This window comes from Sharpea porci (assembly GCF_009695655.1).
Lineage (GTDB): Bacteria > Bacillota_I > Bacilli_A > Erysipelotrichales > Coprobacillaceae > Sharpea > Sharpea porci.
In genome coordinates, this window is record NZ_VUNM01000033.1 from 1 (window position 1) to 22,023 (window position 22,023).

Annotated in this window: 21 protein-coding genes and 2 tRNA genes; 17 read left to right on the forward strand and 6 right to left on the reverse strand. The window is 36.4% G+C overall.

All coding sequences use genetic code 11. From position 1 onward, the window contains the following. Positions 1 to 184: 184 nt before the first annotated feature. Positions 185 to 676 (reverse strand): hypothetical protein, encoded by a 492-nt coding sequence (locus tag FYJ79_RS10775; protein WP_154518138.1) that lies wholly within the window; start codon positions 674 to 676, stop codon positions 185 to 187. A gap of 110 nt (positions 677 to 786) precedes the next feature. Here FYJ79_RS10775 and FYJ79_RS10780 point away from each other — a divergent pair, with 110 nt between their 5' ends. Then, positions 787 to 1,494 carry an acyl-[acyl-carrier-protein] thioesterase gene (locus FYJ79_RS10780; RefSeq protein ID WP_229771459.1) on the forward strand — a complete coding sequence of 236 codons (708 nt, stop codon included), beginning with the start codon at positions 787 to 789 and terminating at the stop codon, positions 1,492 to 1,494. Between the two features lie 11 nt (positions 1,495 to 1,505). Here FYJ79_RS10780 and FYJ79_RS10785 read toward each other — a convergent pair whose 3' ends face one another. Continuing rightward, entirely contained in the window at positions 1,506 to 2,399 is an 894-nt protein-coding gene (locus FYJ79_RS10785; RefSeq protein WP_154518141.1) for an RluA family pseudouridine synthase, read from the reverse strand. Then, a complete protein-coding gene (locus FYJ79_RS10790) occupies positions 2,387 to 3,202 on the reverse strand; it encodes a methyltransferase domain-containing protein (RefSeq protein ID WP_154518144.1) in 816 nt (271 codons plus the stop codon). Before FYJ79_RS10790 ends, FYJ79_RS10785 begins: the two co-directional genes overlap by 13 nt. Positions 3,203 to 3,285: 83 nt before the next feature. Here FYJ79_RS10790 and FYJ79_RS10795 point away from each other — a divergent pair, with 83 nt between their 5' ends. From FYJ79_RS10795 to cysK, 8 genes are all read left to right on the forward strand, one after another. After that, positions 3,286 to 4,284, forward strand: a complete 999-nt coding sequence (locus FYJ79_RS10795) for a tetratricopeptide repeat protein (protein WP_195837080.1) — start codon at positions 3,286 to 3,288, stop codon at positions 4,282 to 4,284. Further along, positions 4,271 to 5,002: a TrmH family RNA methyltransferase gene (locus FYJ79_RS10800; RefSeq protein WP_195837081.1), complete on the forward strand. Its 732-nt coding sequence runs from the start codon at positions 4,271 to 4,273 to the stop codon at positions 5,000 to 5,002. Before FYJ79_RS10795 ends, FYJ79_RS10800 begins: the two co-directional genes overlap by 14 nt. A gap of 111 nt (positions 5,003 to 5,113) precedes the next feature. Continuing rightward, on the forward strand, positions 5,114 to 8,839 hold the full coding sequence (locus tag FYJ79_RS10805; RefSeq protein ID WP_154518153.1) for an EAL domain-containing protein: 3,726 nt from the start codon (positions 5,114 to 5,116) through the stop codon (positions 8,837 to 8,839). A gap of 141 nt (positions 8,840 to 8,980) precedes the next feature. After that, positions 8,981 to 9,850, forward strand: coding sequence for a class II fructose-1,6-bisphosphate aldolase (gene fba, locus FYJ79_RS10810; RefSeq protein WP_154518156.1), 870 nt, complete (start codon positions 8,981 to 8,983; stop codon positions 9,848 to 9,850). A 112-nt stretch (positions 9,851 to 9,962) separates the two neighbouring features. Further along, positions 9,963 to 10,394: an RrF2 family transcriptional regulator gene (locus tag FYJ79_RS10815; RefSeq protein ID WP_154518159.1), complete on the forward strand. Its 432-nt coding sequence runs from the start codon at positions 9,963 to 9,965 to the stop codon at positions 10,392 to 10,394. An 82-nt stretch (positions 10,395 to 10,476) separates the two neighbouring features. Continuing rightward, positions 10,477 to 11,109, forward strand: coding sequence for a YczE/YyaS/YitT family protein (locus tag FYJ79_RS10820; RefSeq protein ID WP_154518162.1), 633 nt, complete (start codon positions 10,477 to 10,479; stop codon positions 11,107 to 11,109). 66 nt (positions 11,110 to 11,175) lie between these two features. After that, the gene (locus tag FYJ79_RS10825; protein ID WP_154518165.1) at positions 11,176 to 11,727 is read left to right on the forward strand and encodes a glutathione peroxidase; all 552 of its coding nucleotides are present in this window, start codon (positions 11,176 to 11,178) and stop codon (positions 11,725 to 11,727) included. Between the two features lie 162 nt (positions 11,728 to 11,889). Continuing rightward, positions 11,890 to 12,822: a cysteine synthase A gene (gene cysK, locus FYJ79_RS10830; protein ID WP_154518168.1), complete on the forward strand. Its 933-nt coding sequence runs from the start codon at positions 11,890 to 11,892 to the stop codon at positions 12,820 to 12,822. Between the two features lie 35 nt (positions 12,823 to 12,857). On the opposite strand, the gene FYJ79_RS10835 is transcribed toward cysK, so the two are convergent. Further along, positions 12,858 to 13,160, reverse strand: coding sequence for a Dabb family protein (locus FYJ79_RS10835; protein WP_154518171.1), 303 nt, complete (start codon positions 13,158 to 13,160; stop codon positions 12,858 to 12,860). A 73-nt stretch (positions 13,161 to 13,233) separates the two neighbouring features. On the opposite strand from FYJ79_RS10835, the gene FYJ79_RS10840 reads away from it, so the two are divergent. Together FYJ79_RS10840 and FYJ79_RS10845 are read left to right on the forward strand one after the other, a co-directional pair. Continuing rightward, entirely contained in the window at positions 13,234 to 13,746 is a 513-nt protein-coding gene (locus FYJ79_RS10840) for a prolyl-tRNA synthetase associated domain-containing protein (protein WP_154518174.1), read from the forward strand. Between the two features lie 156 nt (positions 13,747 to 13,902). Continuing rightward, on the forward strand, positions 13,903 to 14,781 hold the full coding sequence (locus FYJ79_RS10845) for a LysR family transcriptional regulator (RefSeq protein ID WP_154518177.1): 879 nt from the start codon (positions 13,903 to 13,905) through the stop codon (positions 14,779 to 14,781). 229 nt (positions 14,782 to 15,010) lie between these two features. Here the strand turns inward: FYJ79_RS10845 and gltX are convergent, their stop codons facing one another. Further along, positions 15,011 to 16,462 (reverse strand): glutamate--tRNA ligase, encoded by a 1,452-nt coding sequence (gltX, locus tag FYJ79_RS10850; protein ID WP_154518180.1) that lies wholly within the window; start codon positions 16,460 to 16,462, stop codon positions 15,011 to 15,013. Positions 16,463 to 16,508: 46 nt separating this feature from the next. On the opposite strand from gltX, the gene FYJ79_RS10855 reads away from it, so the two are divergent. Further along, positions 16,509 to 16,583: transfer RNA gene (locus tag FYJ79_RS10855), tRNA-Gln, on the forward strand. A gap of 79 nt (positions 16,584 to 16,662) precedes the next feature. Here FYJ79_RS10855 and FYJ79_RS10860 read toward each other — a convergent pair. Then, a tRNA-Glu gene (locus FYJ79_RS10860) sits at positions 16,663 to 16,739 on the reverse strand. Positions 16,740 to 16,942: 203 nt separating this feature from the next. Between FYJ79_RS10860 and FYJ79_RS10865 the strand changes: the two genes are divergently transcribed. The 5 genes from FYJ79_RS10865 (at position 16,943) to rpmE (ending at position 21,801) form a co-directional block, all read left to right on the forward strand. Further along, positions 16,943 to 17,944, forward strand: coding sequence for an alpha/beta fold hydrolase (locus tag FYJ79_RS10865; protein WP_154518183.1), 1,002 nt, complete (start codon positions 16,943 to 16,945; stop codon positions 17,942 to 17,944). 5 nt (positions 17,945 to 17,949) lie between these two features. Then, entirely contained in the window at positions 17,950 to 18,675 is a 726-nt protein-coding gene (locus tag FYJ79_RS10870; RefSeq protein ID WP_154518186.1) for a glycerophosphodiester phosphodiesterase, read from the forward strand. An 89-nt stretch (positions 18,676 to 18,764) separates the two neighbouring features. After that, entirely contained in the window at positions 18,765 to 19,997 is a 1,233-nt protein-coding gene (locus FYJ79_RS10875; protein WP_154518189.1) for an MFS transporter, read from the forward strand. Positions 19,998 to 20,214: 217 nt separating this feature from the next. Beyond that, positions 20,215 to 21,489 carry a UDP-N-acetylglucosamine 1-carboxyvinyltransferase gene (locus FYJ79_RS10880; RefSeq protein WP_154518192.1) on the forward strand — a complete coding sequence of 425 codons (1,275 nt, stop codon included), beginning with the start codon at positions 20,215 to 20,217 and terminating at the stop codon, positions 21,487 to 21,489. Positions 21,490 to 21,597: 108 nt separating this feature from the next. After that, positions 21,598 to 21,801: a 50S ribosomal protein L31 gene (rpmE, locus tag FYJ79_RS10885; RefSeq protein ID WP_154518195.1), complete on the forward strand. Its 204-nt coding sequence runs from the start codon at positions 21,598 to 21,600 to the stop codon at positions 21,799 to 21,801. Positions 21,802 to 22,023 lie beyond the last annotated feature (222 nt).

Consider the following 22,023-nt stretch of genomic DNA (forward strand, 5'->3'; position numbering starts at 1 on the left):
TACGGCTGTTTCTAATGGTAAAGACAACTGAAATGTGTTATTATAATTGACGTATATAGAGTCTTTATTCTTTATAGTTTCCATAGCTCTATTATACCACAAAATAGCGGCATCATTCACTATATGTATGATGCCGCTATTTTTTATGCGTCTATTTTATTTCGGGACAGACCCTTTTTTAATACTATGCCTTACGGGCAATTGCTTCTCTGAGTTTTTTAATATCCACAAATCTTGTAGAAAATCTAAATGACTTTTGGGCATATACGAATGTCATTTCACGCTTAGAATTCAAGTCAATCTTCTTCATCTTACGATAGTCCACCAACAAACGCCCTATCAACATATGCTTCTTCCCCAAAACAACTACATTCGCTAACTGCATGGAGAAAATAACAGTATAGATTGTGAGTACTGACAGACCATTATTTAGCCATTGAAGGCTATCAAGTTGCCATCCCACAATACATGTCCAAATAAAGATCGCCCAAGCTACTATATAGCCAGCAATCATACCGATATAGGCATATCGGCCTGTACTGCTTAAACAGAATTCCATTGCCCCCTCTATTTTTCTTTGTTTCAACATTGTGACAAGAAGATTCACAATCTGATATGTGAAATAGATGAGCACAAGTAACAACAAGAATAATGATATTGTATAAAACTGATCCATAGGCAAGACTCCTTTACAATCTTATCATATTATACATAGAAATCTTTTCTTTGGAAAGACTACAATTTTTCAATGAATAGGAATAGACTATAATTCATAGGGGGTGGATTATGTTTCAAGAAACATATCAAATAGAATTTCCAGATGTCGACTTTATGGGAAATGTAAAAGCTGATGTCTTGTTTTCCAAAATGAGTATTGTCGCCACAAAAGATGCCTATCAAGAACACCTTTATACAGATGAGATGCGTGGGCATTATGGCTGGATTGTCGCCAAGCAGTCTCTGATTTTTCAAAAGCCTATTCGTCTTGATGATACATTGACAATTCGCACTGACTCACATCATTCCCATCCTGTGATCTTTCCAAGAAGTTATCAGTTGATTGTTGGGGATGAAGTTGTTGCGAGAGGGTATTCAATCTGGACTTTAATTGATTTAAAGAATAGACGTATTATCAGGCCGAAGAGCTTAGGGCTAATTGTGCCTGAAAAGGATAAAATGAAAGAAGAGCCTACAACTCTTTTTGAAAGCAAAGATGTTGCCTTTGATCGTTGTATCCCTGTTGTTTATAGTGACCTGGATACAAATGGACATATGAATAATACCCGTTATATTGCCCATGCATTTGATTTATTAGATATGGATTATATCAAAGAACATCTCTGTACAAAGATAGAAATTAATTATAAGAAAGAAGTACATTATGGATCTCACTTAAATCTCTATCATGTGATGCATGATGATTGTTTTCATGTAGAAGGTTATGTGGATGATGAGATTCGTTTTATTATTGAAATGACAATGAAAAAGATCTGATTTCTCAGACCTTAATCAACATATTGTGCGATATCAGCAGGAAGTGGTGAAGTCAGACGGATTGCTTCTTTTGTAATGGGATGAATGAATTCAATAAGATAGGCATGTAAAGCCTGTCTTTTTAATTGTCCTGGATGCTTGTTGTAGAGTGGGTCGCCAAGAAGGGGATGACCGATTGCTGCAAGATGCACACGAATCTGGTGTCTTCTACCAGTAAAGAGTTCACATTCAATAAGCGCATATCCCTCATAGTTTTCAATCAAGTGATAGTGCGTGATTGCCTGCTTATCACCACCAATACGCATCTTCTTCGCATCATGGCGATTACGGGCAATAGGCTTATCAATGGTATATTCTTTGTGGTTAGGGAAGTTTCCTTCTACCAAAGCAAGATAATGGCGATGGATAGCTTTAATTGAAAGCAAATAATCCATTAATGGCTGTAAGAAAGTACATTTCACATAAATCACCAAGCCACCTGTTTCATCATCGAGACGATGAATAAAACGAACAGGAAGATCATAACCTTGGCTATGATAATAAAAGCTGACTTGATGGGAGAGGGAATGAGTATTGTCTTTTGAGGAAGGGAAGACAGGAAGATTGTTTGGCTTGTTGACGACAAGAAAATAATCATCTTCAAAGACAATCTCAGGTGCTTTATTTCCCGGGACATACATTCCATCATCATGTTCATAGGCTTTGACTTGTAGCCAGTCACCATCTTTGAGCAGTGTAGTATTAGGGACGAATTGTCCATTTAATGTATAGGCTTTATTTTGGGTGAAAAGATGAATCGTCTTTCGGGAAAGATGAAAGGCGTTAAAGAAGTCATGAATTGTTTTATTCGCAAATTCTTTATCGATATGAAAGACAAGATCATCATGCTTTCTTATTGTTTCCATGGGGCATAGACCGTAATGCGCAAATCAATAGTAATGTCCAGGGCTTCAAGCGTCTCTAGAACACTACGGCGCTCCTTCTTGATGTGGTAATAATGTGGTGTCATCTTTAAAAGATTTAAGGCATCTTCTCGATTAGAAATGCTGACTTTCTTTGTGAAGTCATAGGATTCTATAACGGGGAAGGGCTGTCTAATAAAGGCATCAGATTTTTCATGGACTTCATCATAGATGAGATGCTTGATTTCAATCAGATGGTTCTTGTTGGCAGTGACATGGATCATGTAGCCATCTTCCTTCAGTGTGCGGGCAATCTCATTGGCGTTAACGACTGTAAAAAGAGCCATGATGACATCGAGTGAGTGATCGAGAATAGGAATGTTTTTGGAGTTTCCTACTATCCATGTAATATCATGATCATAGCGTGTGGCCATATTGATCGCTTCTTTAGAAATATCAAGGGCATAATAACGATTTTGATCACCAAGTATCTGCTTCGCTTTATAGGTATAGTAGCCCTCCCCACAACCTAAATCAAGAATAGCCATCTTTTCATGGGCATGCTTTTGAATATAGTTGGTCACTTCATGAAGAATGGGATCATAGTAACCCTTATCAAGATAAGCTTTTCTAGCGATTAGTGATTCTTTGGAATCTCCAGGATTATTATGTCTTTTATCGGGATTTAATAAGAGGTTGATATAACCTCTTTTAGAAATATCATAGTTATGATGGTTTTCACATTGATATGTATGCCCTACCTGAATAAGCGGTAGGTGGCATTTAGGACAAGCAAGTTCGCTCATAGTATTACCTCCACGGCGATTATATCATGTTTCTTTTTTGAAATAAATTGCGTATAATGGAAAATACAGGGGTGGCAAGCAGAATGAAAACATTTAATCGTGGTGTAAAAGCAGCTATTATGCATGTTTTAGATCAAGAAGGTCTTAATATTCTTTGGAATGTTGATGCCTTTGAAGAAAAGATTAATTCTTATTCATTGGATTATTATGAAGAATGTTATGAAATGACAGAAGCAGTTAAGAGTGGGCTATTTGATACATTGATTCTTAATCGCCATATTCCTATTCGTGATCATGTTGATATGCTTTGTGATTTTCTAGAGATTGAAGTGAATGAAGCACTGTTTATGTTGGGATTAAGTTGGGATATTGTCAATGAAATAGATTGGGATATTGAGATATTGAATCTTGATGAAGCTATGAAGAATGCAAGAGAACATGAAAAGATTCGTGATTTGCATGTTGCAGCTCTCGCTTATTATGATGGTGTTGGTGTTCCTCAGGATTATGAAACAGCTTATCATTTATTTGAAGAATTGGAATATATGGGGGATGATGAAGCTTATTATTATCTTGGCATGATGAATGAAGAGGGCAATGGGGTTGAAATGGATAGAGAAAAGGCTATTCATTATTATCGTTTAGGAGCCAATTTAAATGAAAATGAGTGCTTTTATGCCCTAGGTAAAGTTTATTTAGAAGATGGTCATGTTGAAGAAGCAATGAATCAGCTTGTAGAGAGTGAGGATCCGAGAAGTTATGGCTTATTGGGCACAATTTATGAAGATCAGAATAACTTTGTCGAAGCTTACCAACATTATCATAAAGGTGCTTGTGAATATGATGCTTTATCTCTTTATCGTCTTGGTCGTCTTTACCAGGAGGGTCTAGGGGTAGAACAAGATCTCTCTGAGACTATAAAATACTATAGTTATGCCTATTATCTTGGCCATCAAGAAGCTATGTTGGCATTAGCACATATGTATGCCCTTGGTGAAGGTATGGAAGTGAATGCGAAATTTGCCCATGATCTCTATGAACAATATCATGAAAGTGTAGGTAATGAATATGAAAATCTATAAAAAGGGTGCAGATGAATCTTATACACTAGGTGTCTTTCCGACAATAGAACTCTTAGAAAATCGTCCCCAAATCGTGAAAAGAGTTGTTGTGCATTCAAGTATTGAAGAGAATAGTGGTTATCCTAAAATCAAAGAATTATGCCTGCAATACCATATTCCTATCGATATCCATGATCCCACAATAGATAAACTCTCACCTAAGAATAACTGTTATGCGATTGGGGTCTTTAAGACCTATCAGGATATGCTTGAAAGAGAGAATCATGTCGTACTTGTCAATCCTATGGATATGGGTAATATGGGTACAATAATGCGTACAATGCTTGGTTTTAACTACAACAATCTAGCAATCATTGAACCAGCCTGTGATATCTTCAATCCCAAAGTTATTCGTGCCTCAATGGGAGCCATCTTCTCACTTAATGTCAAACGCTATAAGAATTTTGAAGATTATTATCAGGATTATCAAGACTATGAATTTTATCCTTTCATGTTGAAAGGAGCTAAAAATATTCATCACGTTCATACACATCATGTCCATGCTCTCATTTTTGGCAATGAAAGTAGTGGCTTGGATGATGCTTTCTTAAATTATGGACAGTCTGTCTTTATTCCTCATACATCAAAGATTGATTCATTGAATCTTTCTCAGTCATTGGGTATTGGTTTATATCATTTTTCGGCAGACCAATTTGAAAAGAAAACAACATTACGTTAGACAAGGTCAAACCTTGTCTCTTTTATATGGGAATTTCCGAATAGAGAGTTGTTGTGAAGAGAAGTGAATGATAAAATAAAGATAGATGTTGCAAGAAGAGGATGTGAATTTATGGCTGTCATTCAAATCAAAATACAAGATCAGACATATGAGGTGCTTGAGGGCGAAGAAGGCCTTTTTGTCGAAAAGAGGCAGGGAGGTATTGAAGAGCTTGTTCGTCATTATTATGGCACTATGCATGAAGCAAAACTTCTTCTCAAACAAATTCTCAACACTTCAACAAAACAGAATTTCTATGCCCGTTTTATTGTTGGCAATGAAGTTGATGATTTCTATCTTTACTGTGAGAAAAAGAATCAACAGGAAGTGATACTCACTGTTGAACAAGTAGCATTGCCGGAAAAGAAAGCATTTCTTCAGGCCATCCAACATCTCAACAATAAAGCCATTCTTTATCAAAAGAAACATCATTTCTATCATGCCATTTATGTCACAAATAGCTATCTGACAATGATGGATGAAGATGTTCATGATTTACTCAAGAGTGACCTGAATCCTATTAGCCATGTCCATTATGATGACTTTGCCTACTTACAAGAAGCACTCGATCAATTGAATGTTGATATGCCACATTTTGACATCCAGCTCAATAAAAAAGACCAAAATCAAAATTGGCATGCTTTTGCAGTGGATTATTCCTATATGCGTCTTGATGAACAAGATTATATTTATGCGACATATGAAGATATCACCAGTCTAGAGAATGCTGTTAAGATGGCTGATGAGACTGTTCATAAACAACATCAGGAAGTTCATGATCATTTAACAGGACTTTATGATATCAATACATTCCTAGAATTATTGAATGATGCAATGCGTGAAAATATCCAAGCACATAAATGTCTAGAGATTATTTCTTTTGATATTGTGGATTTTAAGGTCTTCAATAGAACCTATGGATTAAGTGCTGGTGATATACTTTTAAAACAATTTGCGGATATTCTTAGACAAGTCTTTGTTCATCAACGGATATGTCGTTTTGATGCGGATCATTTCTATGTCATTGCGATTAATGAAGATGTTGTAAAGAAAATCAAGGAAGTCCATGATCTCCTTCATAAACAAGTTCGTGAATTTGTCGAAATACGAGCAGGTATTTATACCTTGAATGCTGATGATATTAGTCCTGGTCTAGCAATCGAAAGAGCACGTGTTGCCGGGGGCGAAGTAGCCAAAGATTTACGTACTTATTATCGCCATTACATGCCTTCAATGGAAGATGAACAGGTTATGAATAACTATATTCATACGCATCTTGATATTGCTTTGGAAGAAGGCTGGATTAAGACTTATTATCAGCCTGTAGCCCATACGATGAGTGGTAAGATCTGTGGCTTTGAGGCCTTAGCACGTTGGCAGGATCCTAATTATGGCATGATTGCGCCCAATGTCTTTATCAAGATTCTTGAAGAAAATCATTTGATCTATAAGCTTGATTTATTCATGATAAGAAATGTAGCGCGTGAGATGAAAGCTTATCTTGATGCACATAGGATTGTTGTTCCTGTATCTATTAATTTGTCAAGAATGGATCTGATTGAATATCATATACATGAACGGATAAATGATATCTTGGAAGAATATCATATTCCTCATCAACTCATTAAGATTGAAATCACTGAGACTATGGTTATGCATAATGAAGCTTTCATTACAAAACATATTGAACGCTTTCATGAAGATGGTTTTGAAGTCTGGATGGATGACTTTGGCTCAGGTTCTTCTTCGCTCAATAACTTGCAGCGTTTTGACTTCGATACACTTAAACTGGATATGATCTTCTTGCGTCATACCAACAATAAATCAGCTCACATTATTCGCTCGGTCATTGATATGGCTAAAAAGCTCAATATGTCCACACTGGCAGAAGGTGTTGAAAACCAACAACAACTTGCCTTTTTGAGAAGTATTGGCTGTGAAAAGATTCAGGGCTATTATTTATCTCAACCATTACCTAGTCACCAGCTTATTAGTGTATTAAAAGAAAAAGGCTTTGAGTTAGAAACTCAAGAAGAATATCGATTCTATAATCAACTAGCCCATGTCAATATCTTAGATCCTTATCATTATTTACCTGAGGCACGTTTTTATGCCTATGGTGCTATAGCTATTGTGGAATATGAAAATAATGTTGCGGAAACAATCTATTCTAATGCAGCCTTTGAAGATTATCTACATTCCTATGGTATTCATAGTGTTATGGAAGCGGACTGTATTTATAATGATCCTACCAAGCCCTATTTCCATGATATACGAGATTGCCTGCAACGCTTAAAGAAGCTTGGAGATGTTGTCAACTATGACTTCTATTCCAATGATCAGCTTGGACGCATGTATTTCCAGTTAGTTGGCGATTACAGTAAACGTAAAGCTTACTTAATTACCTGTGTGGACTTAGCTGGAGCAACACAGATTGCGAATATGCAAGTCAACAAAGACATCCAGCAAATTCTTTATTCTTTCTATGACTATATTGATATTTTTGATATGACGAAGAATCAGGTGAATCATATCTATGGCAATCTCTTACAGCCTATTTCACAACGTTTTGATGGTGTCAAGGAAACAATTGAAAACTATGCCCATAAGCTTATTGCGAAAGAAGACCAAGAACTCTTCTTGCAGTTTATGAAGCCTGAAAAGCTAGAAGCCAATATAGAAAAAGCACCTATGCATATCATTCATGAACGTTTCCATTTCCTTCATTCAGCTCAAACAACAGAAATCAAAGAAGTTATTGTCGCCGCATTAACGAGTATGGATAATCAAACACGATATATGGTTGGGATAAGAAAGAATTTAACGGATGAACATCATCGCTTTATCTTCCCACTATCTTATAAACAAGCTCCTCAGATCCAAGATATTCGTAAAGAATTCTATAGGGATCATAATATTGAACGATATTTTGATCATTGTATGAATGGTATCTATATTGTGAATCGTGATCGTGAGATTCTTTATTGGAATAAAGCAGCAACCGACATAACGGGATTTTGTGCTGAAGATGTTGTGGGAAAGCATTGTAATGAGAATGGTTTACATCATATTGATTGTAATGGTATTGAAATTTGTAAGTCTCTTTGTCCATTTCTTTATAGCTTCAATGATGGTAGATCACGCTATGAACATTTATTGTTGAGACATAAGAGAGGATATCGTGTAGCGGTTGATATTGCTTTTGTGCCAATTAAAAATGAAAAGGGTGAAGTCGTAGCTGTTCTTGAAGAATTCAAGCCAACCGGAGAGGCAAATGTCAAAGATAATATTGTGCTAGATATGAGCCAGGCACTTCTTCATGACCCTTTAACCAAATTACCTAATCGTCGTTATCTCCAACATATGATTTCTTACTGTACATTAATGCGTCAACAGCTCCATCTTTCTTCAATGGTGCTCTTTATGGATATTGATAATTTCTCCCATTTCAATAATATCTATGGTCATAATGTTGGTGACCAGGTATTAGAGGCTTTAGGTGAGGCAATGGGAAAGGTTGTACGTAAGCGTGACTTGTTTGGTCGTTGGGGTGGTGAGGAATTTGTCGGTATTTTCCAGATTCAGCACAACAATGATACTTATGCGATTGCGACAAAAATCATCAATATAATCCGACAAATTGATATTCTTCATGCAGGAGAACATCTCCATATTACAGTAAGTATGGGTATTACAACGATACATGAGAATGATACACCAGAAAGTGTTGTTGAGAGAGCAGATCAACTGATGTATATTGTCAAACGTTCAGGTAAGAATAGCTTTATTATTGAATAGCTTGTTAATGAAATTAATGGGATTGCGTTAAGAAAAATGGGTGCATGTTAAAGTTTTTAAAAAATAGGTATTTGTCTAGTCAAACTAATAGAAAAAGAGTATTATAACAGTAGTTTAATAAAGGAAAAGGAGAGATAAACAATGGGATTAGTATCCGCAAAAGAAATGATCGATAAGGCTTTAGAAGGCCATTATGCTATCGCTCAGTTCAACATCAATAACTTAGAATGGACAAAAGCAATTCTTCTTGAATGTGAAGAATTAAAAGCTCCAGTAATCTTAGGTGTATCTGAAGGTGCAGCTAAATATATGACTGGTTTCAAGACTGTACATGCAATGGTTTCAGCAATGGTTGAAGCTTTAGGTATCACAGTACCAGTAGCTTTACACTTAGACCATGGTACATGGGAAGGCGCTCATGCTGCATTAGAAGCTGGCTTCTCTTCAATCATGTTTGATGGTTCTCATTATGATATTGAAGAAAACATCGCTAAGACTAAGGAATTAGTTGCATTATGTCATTCAAAGGGTGTTTCATTAGAAGCAGAAGTTGGTGGCATCGGTGGTGAAGAAGACGGTGTTATTTCAACTGGTGAATGTGCAGATCCAAAAGAATGTGCTGAAGTTGCTGCTTTAGGCGTAGACTTCTTAGCATGTGGTATTGGTAACATCCATGGTAAATATCCTGCAAACTGGGCTGGCTTACAGTTTGATGTATTAGCTAACATCAAAGATGCTATCGGTCCTAAGATGCCTATGGTATTACATGGTGGTTCTGGTATCCCTGATGACCAGGTTAAGAAAGCAATCTCTTTAGGTGTATCTAAAGTTAATGTTAATACTGAATTACAGTTAGTATTCGCAGCAGCTACTAGAAAATACATCGAAGAAGGCAAAGATCAGCAGGGTAAAGGTTACGATCCTCGTAAATTACTTAAACCTGGTTTCGAAGCTATCAAAGCTGGTGTTAAAGACAGACTTGAATGCTTCGGTTCTATCGGTAAAGCTTAATTATAAGATATATCTTGAGAAGGTCTCAATAATGGGGCCTTTTCTTTTACACTTTTTCTTGCAATACTATAAACCCTACGGTATACTAGGGATATAAGTTAGGAGGGTTGTTATGAAAGTATCAACAAAAGGCCGTTATGCTTTAAGAGTTATGGTCGATCTCGCTGAGCATGATCCTACTCAATTTATTCCATTAAAAGATATTGCAGAAAGACAGGATATTAGTGAAAAATATCTAGAAGTTATTATTAAATCATTATCTAAGGCACACTTTGTCGAAGGACTGCGTGGCAAGGGCGGAGGTTATCGTCTGACGAGAGAAGCTTCGACATATACAGTTGCTTCTATTCTTGAAGTGACAGAAGGCTCACTTGTGCCTATTGCCTGTATGGAAGATGATCCTAATCAGTGTGAAAGACATATGACATGTAAGACATTACCAATGTGGCAAGGCCTTTATAAAGTTACAAAGGACTATTTAGATGGTATTACATTGGATGAATTAACCGGCTCAGGTGTTCAGGGTGATAATTACGTTATTTAACGTTATTTCACCTTTTTCTTTTTGGGAAAAATTCTAAAGATGAAATGATAGATGTGTTTTAATAAAGCCAGGAGGAAAATGTGTGAATAAACGTTTAATCTTGATGACTGTTTTAGGCAATATCTTGATTGGTCTAGGTATTGCTTTATTGAATTTAACGGGTTTTGGTATTGATCCTTTTACATCAATGACCAAGGGTGTTTCTCATCTTCTGGGAATAAGTCTTGGTGTCTTTCAAATGATTTTGAATATTATTATGTATGTTCCGGTTCTTTATTTGAATCGAAAGGCTTTTGGGATTGGGGCATTGATTAATCTTTTCTTGCTTGGCTTTATTGTTGAGTATTTTGGTAAGTTCTTTGCCTTATTTAATATTACTGAAGTATCACTTTCTTCATTATTAGCTGTTCGTATTGTGGTTCTGGTCATTGCGATACTTGTACTCTGTTTTGGCTGTGCGCTCTATATGGATTGTGATCTAGGTGTAGCTCCCTATGATGCCATTGCACCAATTATTGAAATAAAGACAGGTTTTCCTTTCAAATATGCACGTATTGGAACGGATGTCATCTGTGCGATAATAGGTTTAGTGACTGGGATGATTGGCCATGTTACGACAGTGGGATTAGCGACAGTGTTTGTCGCCTTGGGCATGGGACCTATTATTGACTGGTATCAAAGACATATCACGCATCGTCTAACAGGTCGTTCATGATAAAAAGAAGCGTTTCTTTTGTGTGTTGTTTTTGAAAAGACTACAATAGAATTAGGAGGTAGAAGTATGGCAACAATTTACGATTATACAGTATTAGATGGAAATAATAATGAAGTACATTTATCAGATTATAAAGGAAAGGTTCTCTTAGTCGTCAATACAGCAACACAATGTGGCTTTACACCACAATATCCAGGATTACAGAAACTCTATGATACATATCATGATCAAGGCTTTGATATCCTAGATTTCCCATGTAATCAGTTTGGTGAACAGGCTCCAGGAGATTATGATGATATTCATTCTTTCTGTACAGGACGTTTTGGTATTACATTCCCACAGTTTGCGAAGATTGATGTGAATGGTGAAAATGAAGCACCACTCTATACTTATCTTAAGAGCCAGAAGAGCTTTGCAGGCTTCACAGGTGAAAAGAAAGCATTCATGGAAGACTTTGTCGGTAAAGCACATCCTGACTTTAAGGAAACAAGTGATATTAAATGGAATTTCACAAAATTCCTCATCAACAAAGATGGTGAAGTTGTAGCCCGCTTTGAATCAACAACAGATCCAGAAGAACTTAATGAAACTATACAAGCATTATTGAAGAAGGCATAAGCCTTCTTTTTTTATTATAAGCATAAAAATAAACCAACAATTTAAGAAAAATAAGAAAAGACAAAAATATTTATCAAATCTATTGCATAATAAAAAGAGTAGGCATATAATAACACCATAAACCTAGTAAGGAAAAGGGTAAATATACGGAGGATATCAATTATGGCAAAAATTTATACAAGTGCAGATCAATTAGTAGGTCATACACCATTATTAGAATTAACACATTTAGAAGCAAAATATAACTTGAAAGCAAAAGTACTCGCTAAGTTAGAATATTTCAATCCCGCTGGAAGCGTAAAAGACAGAATCGCTAAACAGATGTTGGATGATGCTGAAGCAGCAGGTAAATTAGATAAGGATACAGTTATTATTGAACCAACTTCAGGTAATACAGGTATTGGTCTATCTGCTATTGCGGCAGCAAGAGGATACAAGATTATCATTGTAATGCCTGAAACAATGTCAGTAGAAAGAAGACAGTTAATGAAGGCTTATGGTGCTGAACTTGTTTTAACACCAGGTGCTGAAGGTATGACAGGGGCTATCAAGAAAGCTAATGAATTAGCTGAAAGCTATGAAAAAGCATTCGTTCCAGGTCAGTTCGTCAATCCATCAAATCCAAAGGCTCACTACTTAACTACAGGTCCTGAAATCTGGGAAGATACTGATGGTAATGTAGATTACTTCATCGCTGGTGTTGGTACTGGTGGTACATTATCTGGTACTGGTAAATATTTAAAAGAACATAAGTCTGATGTGAAGGTTGTTGCTGTTGAACCAGCTACTTCTCCAGTTCTTTCTGAAGGACATGGTGGTCCTCATAAGATTCAGGGTATCGGTGCTGGTTTCGTTCCTGATACATTGGATACTTCTATTTATGATGAAGTTATCACTGTAACAAACGAAGATGCCTTCAAAGTAGGCAAGGAAATTGGTCATAATGAAGGCGTACTTGTAGGTATTTCTTCAGGTGCGGCTATTGCTGCAGCAATTGAAGTGGCTAAGCGTCCAGAAGCTGAAGGCAAGACAATTGTTGCATTATTACCTGATACTGGTGATCGTTACCTTTCAACACCATTATTCCAGGATTAATTAAATGAAAAAATCTGCGGTAAACGCAGATTTTTTTAATCTTCAATTTTAAAATTCAAACAAAGTCTTACTTCTGTATAAGGTCTTACATACTTATCAGCAATTGCATTATGATCAGGATTCACTGCATAGGCCTTTAAGTCTTCTTCAGTCTCAAAGACATTTTCCAACATAGCATCCGCATTGCTGCCATCTGTTGGATCAATCTGTACATGAATATAAGTCATGCCTGGAATTTTGCCTTCAAGCGACTCTAATCCTTCCTTGATTCCTTTTCTTATTTCATCATTCTTGTATTCTTCTTTTAAAGACCAAAGTATTACATGTTTATATGCCATTATTTTCACCTCACTACTATCTTATAGTAAAAATGAAAATTCACAAGTATAATAGAAGAAAAGAGGTATGAAAATGGATATAAAAGATGAAATCTATCAATTTTTAAATGATTTAGGCGTTCAATATGAACAAGCAGAACATGCATCTATTCCCACGATGGAAGCACTTGATGAAGTCTCAAGTATACTAGGCTGTCCGATTGCCAAGAATCTGCTGCTTACCAATCGCCAGAAAACAAAATTCTATCTGCTCTTAATGCCCGGTGATAAGAAATTCAAGACAAAAGAATTATCCAAACAGATCAATTCCGCAAGACTCTCTTTTGCGGATGATACAACAATGTTTGATTTACTTCATATTCATCCTGGTTCATTATCACCATTAGGTTTAATCTATGATACTGAGAACAAAATACAATTACTTATTGATGAGGATATTATGGAATGGGATGATATTGGTATGCATCCTTGTGATAATACAGCAACACTCAAGATTGCCAAGAATGATTTCTTTATGACAATACTTCAAGCCATGCATCATAGTTATCAAACTGTACATCTTGTAGGAGAGGACTCTATCGCTTGATGGAGTCTTTTTGTGTGAAATAGTCTACATAATGTACCGCTTTATGAAATCTATTAAGTGAAATAGTCGTAATTCTCTCTAATTTATGACAAATAATTAACTGTAGGGGAATTTGTGCTATACTTTATATAGGAGTAATAATGAAGAGGGTAAATTATGTTTGATCGGAAAATCAGGATATTTATGGCTGTTGTTGAAGAGGGGAGCTTCAGTGCAGCCGGGAAGAAGCTGTTTATGTCCCAGTCAGCTGTTTCTCAACAGATAACACATTTAGAAAAAGAATTAGGATTAGTGCTTTTTGATCGTGAGAGCTATCGTCCCAAACTGACAAAGGAAGGTCAGTTTTATTATCGAGAAGTTAAACGACTTCATGATGATTATCGAGGAGTTCTAGATTATATGAATCAACATATCAAAGACCATATTACGATTGGCTTTAATTATATGTTTGATCAAGAAGTTTTTACGACAATTGTGCAATCATTTAAAGGATGTTCAAATGAACATATTGAATTTAAGTATTTAGATTTAGGTCAATATAAGGAAGTTTTTGAAAATAATATAGTTGATGCTGTTTTGGGATTTGGGGCAGTTTTTCAACATGATGAGCAGATCATTTATCGTAAGATATGTGATTTAGAAGTGTGTGTTGGCATAAGTCTCAATCATCCTCTCGCAAATCAGGATATTATTGATGTCCATGAGCTTGAAAATGAGTCGATTGTGTCAATTGGTCCTGAAGCAGGCAAAGAACTCTATCGTGACTTTATTTCATCATTCTATCGTGATGGAATGTCTCCTAGAATTGTCAAGTTTGTGAATACTTTGATGGATTTAAAGGTAAGTATTGCCCTTAATGAAGGGATTGGCTATCTTACAAAAGAAATCTGTACGCCATCTGATGCTTTACATCTCGTCCACCTTAAAAACACCCATCATCATGCTGAACTTGGGGTAGCTTATAAGGATCATGGATATGATTATATTGTCGATCACTTTATTGAATTCTATAAACAATATAAGCTCAGGTTATAGAATTCTCCAACTTTTTCATTACTATGATTTTTATTGGAATGTGATAACTTGGTTATGAAAGTGTGAGGTAGATGTAGAGTTTCTCCTCTAATAGTCATTTCAAGGACTCATTGTCTCATACTTTCTTGTATAATCAGTGAATACAATTATTTTCCCATGTTTAAAGCTAGTGATCATTCACTAGCTTTAAGCATAAAAAAGGTTCTATCGTTTGATAGAACCTTTCTTTTTAGGCTTCTGGATTTTCTTCAACCCATGCTTCAAGATCAGCAATTGCTTGTTTCATACGCTTTAATGTTTCTTCTTTACCTAAGATATGCGCAATTTCCACAGAACCACCAGGTGTCATTGCCTTATTAGAAAGAGCAACACGAATAGGCCACATAATACGACCATTCTTTAATTCATGTTCTTTCGCAATATCCATCTGCATATGCATCATACCATCATCATCACGATAATCTTCCCATGCTTCCATAGCAGGTAAAGAAAGCTTTAATGCTTCTAATGAATTATATGGATTTGTCTTCATTTTCTTATGTTTATATAAGGCTGCATCGAATGGTAAGCATTCATTGATAAAGTCTACAAATCCCTTAACTTCATCAAGATTAATACGTGTTAAACGAGGCTGTAAGACCATTGAGATTTCTTTTTCATCAACTTTACGTGTTAAAGCATCCTTATATAATGGTGAAACAAGATTATGGAAGTCATCTAAAGTCATATTTCTTAAATATGTTTCATTAACCCATGTGAGCTTATCTTTATCAAAGATAGCTGGTGCTTTAGAAATACGATCAACAGTAAATTGTTGGATTAAATCATCAAGAGAAAGAATCTCTTCATCGGTAGGTGCCCAGCCAAGTAATGCGATATAGTTTAAAATAGCCTGTGGTAAATAGCCTTCAGCTTTTAAATCCTGGAAACTTGCATCGCCATTACGTTTAGAAAGCTTACTATGTTCATCTTTCATGACTGGTGGAAGATGAATATATCTAGGTGGATTCCAGTTAAAGGCTTTATAGAGGAGGTTGTATTTAGGAGTAGATGACAAATATTCGTTACCTCTTACAACATCTGTAATACCCATTAAGTGATCATCTACGACATTCGCAAAGTTATATGTAGGGAAGCCATCGCTCTTTAAAAGTACGGCATCATCCAAAGTATCAACAGGAGCTTCAATATGACCATAGATTTCATCATCAAAGCTAGCTACGCCTTCTTCAGGAATTGTTTGTCGGATGACATATTCTTCACCAGCATCAAGCTTTGCCTGTACTTCTTCTTTTGAAAGATAACGGCATGGATCACGCATTTCAAAGCCTTCAGTATCTTTTTCATCTTTATTGCAGAAGCAATAATGAGCTGCTCCTACCTGAATAAGCTTATTGGCATAATCCTTATAAATACCAAGTCTTTCTGACTGAATATAGGGACCAACATCACCTGGTTTATCAGGCCCTTCATCCCAATTTAATCCTGTTTCCTTCAAAGTGTTAAAGATCACATCGGTAGCACCTTTCACTTCACGGTTCTGGTCAGTATCTTCAATTCTTAGAATGAAATCGCCACCCTGATGCTTCGCAATCAAATAACAATACAAAGCAGTACGTAAGTTACCGATATGCATATAGCCTGTTGGACTAGGGGCAAATCTTGTACGAATTTTACTCATTTACTCTTTACATCTCCTCAATATAGTGTATAATAAACCGTGTCATTGGGGTATAGCCAAGCGGTAAGGCAGCAGACTCTGAATCTGCCATTCGTAGGTTCGAATCCTACTACCCCAGCCATTTTTTTTACAACAAAATTGACATTTTAAAAAGAAAGCTAGGCTTTCCTTTTTTTATACCCTCATAGGTTTATTTGTATTGGTAGTCGGTAGGGGGTTCGAACCCCTGTAATGCTTGGATGAGAACCAAGTGTGTTGACCACTTCACCAACCGACCATGTGCTTGTAGTATAGCACAATTTATAATGAAGTAAAAGAAAATATCAATATTTTCATCATCGGCTGATTATAGAGGTTGCTTATCTATTGGGCAACTTTTTTGTTTATGTAAAACATTTGATAATATTTTGTAAAAGAAGTGGATATTGTTGTGATGAATAAATAGTGGTTGTAATATTAAATTAGGTGGTGAATAGCGAGATGAAGAAGCAGGATGGTATGTCCATTGTGGATCAGGCTTTAATAGAGAATGTGCACTTTCTCAGTGATGAAGCATTTCCTCATTATATGGCAACAACATGCCAGGAATGGCTCAACAAAACTGTTCATAGTGACTTTCTTATTAATAAAGAAGGTATGAAATTGCGTTATTATTATGGCTTGCAGAATCATCCTGCTAAGTCGATAGTAATCGTGCATGGTTTTTGTGGATTCTTTGGCAAATATCATGAAATTGCGATGTATTTCTATCAGGCTGGTTATAATGTCTTCTTTCTTGAACAAAGAGGTCATGGTGAATCAGAAAGGGAAATTATCAATAATGAACTTGTTTATGTGAAGAGCTTTGATGATTATGTGATGGATTTAAAGGCCTTTATGGATAAGGTTGTGATTCCAATAGGACAAACCCAGTGTTGCGATGTTTTTGCGCATTCGATGGGTGGTGGTGTGACTACGCTCTTTCTTGAACGCTATCCACATTATTTCCATAAAGCCATCTTAAGTGCTCCGATGATTAAAATGAAAACGGGATTACCTAAGGTTGCCATCTTAGGCATTGAAGCTTATGTCAAGCTCTTCCATAAAGAAAAAGAAAAAGCTGTTGCACAGTCTGCTTTTAGCTTTGTTCCTGCCTTTGATCAAAGTAGCTGCATGTCAAAAGTGCGCTATGATTATCAATATAAGCAACGTCAGAAATATGAAAGCTATCGTACCAACGCTTCCACCTATGGCTGGGCAATGGCTGCTTTAGATGCCAGCAAAGTCATGTTGAAAAATGCATCAAAGATAGAGATTCCGGTCTTGTTGTTTCAAGCAGGGCAGGATGGTATGGTAGAAAACTATGCTCAGGATATTCTTGTCCACAAAAACAAACATATTCAGCTTGTTCGCTTTAATGATTCACGTCATGAAATCTTTAATGCGACAGATGAGATACGTAGAAAATACTATAGCTGGATTTTCCAGTTCTTGAAAGGGTGATTGTAATGAAAATAGAAGTTTGGGCCCATCGTGGGGCGAGTGGCTATGCGCCAGAAAATACTTTACCGGCTTTTTTGAAAGCCTTTGAATGTGGTGCGGATGGTGTAGAGCTTGATGTACAGATGACAAAAGATGGCCAGCTTGTGGTTATTCATGATGAAATGATTGATCGAACAAGTGATGGTAAGGGGTTGGTTTGTGATTATACGTTTGGACAGTTACGCCAATTCAATTTTAATCAGCAGTTTCCTGAATATGGGAAAGTGCTCATGCCAACACTTGAAGAAGTGCTTGTATTGATGAAAGAAAAGGGTATGTTTGTGAATATTGAACTCAAGACAAGTATTATCTTCTATGAAGGTATTGAAGAAAAGGTGCTCAAGCTTGTCAAAGACTTGGATATGGAAGAACAGGTGATTTATTCTTCTTTCAACCATTATTCTGTTGTCCGTATGAAAGAACTAAATCCTGAAGCAAAATGTGGATTACTATATGATGATATTCCAGTCAATATTTGTGGTTATGCCACAAAACTTGGTATTGAAGCTTTGCATCCATTAGTTTACACAGTACGCTATCCGCATTTCATGAATGAAGCGAAAAAGGCAAACTTAGATGTCAATGTCTGGACAGTCAACGAACCAAGAGATATTCAGTTGAGTATCGATGCCGGTGTACATGCCATTATTACCAATTATCCCGACCGTGTAAAAACAATGTTGAAGAATTAACGACAATTTAACATAATCTTATGTTCTTCTTGAAGTCAACATGAGTGCGCCTCACTATACTGATACTAAGCATTTTATGGGAGGATACTATGAAACTTACGGCATTAGAAAAGAAGTGGGTCCTTTATGATGTAGCAAATTCCGCCTTCACCCTAATGGTATCCACACTTATACCTATTTATTTTCATTCCATAGCCAAAGAGGCAGGCATTAAGAGTTCAACATATCTTGCGACATGGGGCTATGCCATTTCGCTTTCTACATTACTCGTGGTCCTGATTGGACCGATATTAGGCGCTTATTCAGATAAACAAGGACATAAGAAGAAAGTGTTGACAACACTGATTGTTGGTGGATCAATTCTAGCCATGACTCTTGGCTTGACAAAGCAATGGATGGTCTTCTTGGGCATCTTTATGATTGCCAAGGTTTTCTACCAGCTGAGTTTGATTATTTATGATTCTACTCTTGGTGATGTGACAACGGAAGAACGCATTGATGATGTTTCATCACAGGGTTATGCCTGGGGTTATATTGGCAGCTGTATTCCTTTTATCATTGACTTATTGATTGTGTTGAATGCAGAAAAGTTAGGCTTAAGTATGTCAATGGCGATGTTAATAGCATTTGTGATTGTAGGCATATGGTGGCTTGTCATGTCATTACCATTGCTTAAAGCTTATCGACAAGTGCATTATATTGAACATAATGAACATGAACATCTCCTTAGTCAGCTTGGCCATACTTTAAAGGGGATTGGTAAGAATAAGAAAGTACTCTTCTTTATTCTTGCTTTCTTCTTCTATATTGATGGTGTATATACAATTATTGATATGTCTACAGCCTATGGCAGTGCATTAGGTCTTAATAGTACAGGCTTGTTGTTGGCATTGTTGGTAACGCAGTTTGTGGCCTTTCCAGCAGCTATTATCTTTGGAAAGCTTTCAAGTAAAAAAGATGCTGCAAAGCTGATTACAATATGTATCTTAGCTTATTTTGGGATTGCCATGTTTGCGGTCTTTATGAGCACGCAGATCCATTTCTGGATATTGGCTGTTTGTGTAGGGATGTTCCAAGGTGGTATTCAGGCTTTATCGCGTTCCTACTTCACCAAAATCATTCCTCAGGAACGTTCCGGAGAATACTTTAGTTTCTTGGATATTTGTGGTAAGGGAGCCTCTATTTTAGGAACACTGTTGATGAGCTTGATTACCCAGATTACAGGTAATCAGCGTTTAGGCGTAGGTGCGATTGCATGTTTCTTTATTATTGGCTTTGTGCTCTTTCGTATTTCTGCTAAAGCACCAAAGTGTGTTGAATAGTACCTCTGGTACTATTTTTTCTTTTATGCAACTGAAAAAGAGAAAACTGGTTTAGAAAAATTATCAAAGCGTTGATAAGCTTTGATTTTTTATGAGAGACATGTTTATAATATGTATGAACTATGGATGAAATCATTTATAGTGATTTTTCGCATAAAATAAGTATAATGTGTTTTGGTTAAAACACTTGAAATAGATAGAGTCAAAGGAGACAATAATGTCACAAGAAGTAATTGCCATTGAAGGTGGACATAAATTAAAAGGTACTGTACGTATTAGTGGGGCAAAGAATGCTACTGTTGCTCTTATTCCAGCTATTGTATTAGCAGAAAAGCCTGTTGAAATCATGGGTGTTCCTGAAATATCCGATGTTGATGCATTAATGGAATTGTTGAAGGAATTGAATTGTGAAGTTGAATTAGAAGAAGATACATTAAAGGTTAATCCTGAAACAATGATTAATACTCCTTTAGTGAGTGATGCGGTTGATAAATTAAGGGCATCATATTATTTTATGGGGGCTTTGCTTGGGAAATATGGCGATGTCACAATTAAAATGCCAGGAGGCTGTTATTTAGGCCCTCGTCCTATCGATTTACATTTAAAGGGCTTTGAGGCCCTTGGAGCGACAATTACCTATGATGAAAATGTAGGTTCTTATCACTTACATGCTGATCACTTAAAGGGTAATCATGTTTATCTTGATTTTGCATCTGTTGGTGCAACAATCAACATTATGCTTGCGGCTGTAAGAGCAGATGGCAAGACAACAATTGAAAATGCGGCTAAAGAACCAGAAATTATTGATGTGGCCAACTTATTGACAAAGATGGGGGCTAAGATCAGAGGGGTTGGTACGGATACAATTGTCATTGAAGGTGTCGAACATATGGGTGGTGCTATTCATGAGATCATCCCTGATCGTATTGAAGCAGGCACATTCCTGATTATTGCAGCTGCTATGGGAAATATGGTCTTAATTCAGAATGTTATTCCACAGCATCTCGATGCCTTGCTTTCAAAGCTAAGAGAAATGGGTGTTGGCTTTGAGATTATTGGGGATACGATTCTCGTCTATGGCAATCTCGAACATCTTAAGCCTATTGAAATCAAGACACAAATTTATCCAGGCTTTGCGACCGACTTACAACAGCCTCTTACAGCTTTCTTAACACAGGCAGAAGGCCAAAGTAAAGTGACAGATACAATCTATACTGCACGCTTTAAACATTGTGCTGAATTAAATAAAATGGGTGCCAATATTGAAGTAGGCGATGCATGTTGTTATGTCAATGGCAAAACAGCCTTACATGGCACACGTGTTAATGCCACAGATTTAAGATGTGGTGCTGCTTTAGTTGTAGCAGGCTTGATGGCTGATGGTGTAACAGAAATAGGTAATGTCTATCATATTGATCGTGGCTATGATAATATTGATCGTAAATTAATTGCTCTAGGCGCACAGATTTCACGTTATGAAGTCGATGATTAAATTCTGAAAAAACTATTGTGTTATTGAAGTGGAAATGCTATTATGTTGTAGCAACTTATTAACTTACTTTAAGATAGGCAATATCTTAAGGCGGAAGGAGACAAGAAAATGAAAAAAGGTATTCATCCAAACTACAAGAAAGTTAAAGTTATCTGCACATCATGTGGTGCTGAATTCGAAACTGGTTCAGTATTAGATGAAATTCGTGTTGATACTTGTTCAAACTGTCATCCATTCTACACTGGTAAACAGAGATTCGCTAGTGCTGATGGTAGAGTAGAAAAATTCAATAAGAAATACGGTCTTAAGTAAGACACTGAGAAGGCATAAGCCTTCTCTTTTTATTTCGTTAAAGAAAAAGGGTCTGTCCCGAAATAAAATAGACGCATAAAAAATAGCGGCATCACACATATAGTGAATGATGCCGCTATTTTGTGGTATAATAGAGCTATGGAAACTATAAAGAATAAAGACTCTATATACGTCAATTATAATAACACATTTCAGTTGTCTTTACCATTAGAAACAGCCGTA